The sequence below is a fragment of the Streptococcus mitis genome (genome assembly GCF_009496155.1).
Lineage (GTDB): Bacteria > Bacillota > Bacilli > Lactobacillales > Streptococcaceae > Streptococcus > Streptococcus mitis_BQ.
The window spans coordinates 1-704 of sequence record NZ_WIJP01000044.1 but is presented as its reverse complement, the minus strand read 5'-3'; the positions used below and the strand labels follow the sequence as shown (position 1 = coordinate 704).

The following is a 704-nucleotide window of genomic DNA, read 5'->3' as shown; positions in this document are numbered from 1 at the left end:
ATATAAATGGCGCGAGACGGAATCGAACCGCCGACACATGGAGCTTCAATCCATTGCTCTACCAACTGAGCTACCGAGCCTTATTGCGGGAGCAGGATTTGAACCTACGACCTTCGGGTTATGAGCCCGACGAGCTACCGAGCTGCTCCATCCCGCGTTAATGAAAAGGAGGATGTGGGATTCGAACCCACGCACGCTTTTACACGCCTGACGGTTTTCAAGACCGTTCCCTTCAGCCGGACTTGGGTAATCCTCCAAAATAGTTTATACGGGAACAAGCCCGTGTCCTCTTAATGAAAAGATAAATGGACTAAACACTATGGGCACGAGTGGACTCGAACCACCGACCTCACGCTTATCAGGCGTGCGCTCTAACCACCTGAGCTACGCGCCCAAGTTAAAAACTTGGTAATTTGAACAAAGTTCAAAGCGGGTGACGAGAATCGAACTCGCGACAACAGCTTGGAAGGCTGTAGTTTTACCACTAAACTACACCCGCTAAAATGGGAGTTAACGGGATCGAACCGCTGACCCTCTGCTTGTAAGGCAGATGCTCTCCCAGCTGAGCTAAACTCCCTAAAGCTAAGCGACTTCCATATCTCACAGGGGGCAACCCCCAACTACTTCCGGCGTTCTAGGGCTTAACTTCTGTGTTCGGCATGGGTACAGGTGTATCTCCTAGGCTATCGTCACTTAACTCTGAG

Annotated in this window: 6 tRNA genes and 1 rRNA gene; all 7 read right to left on the bottom strand. The window is 50.7% G+C overall.

Features of this window, described 5'->3' with window-relative positions:
- Positions 1–7: 7 nt before the first annotated feature.
- Positions 8–80: transfer RNA gene (locus tag GEZ84_RS10620), tRNA-Phe, on the bottom strand.
- A 3-nt stretch (positions 81–83) separates the two neighbouring features.
- Positions 84–157, bottom strand: a tRNA-Met gene (locus GEZ84_RS10615).
- A 9-nt stretch (positions 158–166) separates the two neighbouring features.
- Positions 167–256, bottom strand: a tRNA-Ser gene (locus GEZ84_RS10610).
- Positions 257–320: 64 nt separating this feature from the next.
- Positions 321–394: transfer RNA gene (locus GEZ84_RS10605), tRNA-Ile, on the bottom strand.
- Positions 395–428: 34 nt separating this feature from the next.
- Positions 429–499: transfer RNA gene (locus GEZ84_RS10600), tRNA-Gly, on the bottom strand.
- A gap of 5 nt (positions 500–504) precedes the next feature.
- A tRNA-Val gene (locus tag GEZ84_RS10595) sits at positions 505–577 on the bottom strand.
- 4 nt (positions 578–581) lie between these two features.
- A 5S ribosomal RNA gene (gene rrf / locus GEZ84_RS10590) occupies positions 582–697 on the bottom strand.
- Positions 698–704 lie beyond the last annotated feature (7 nt).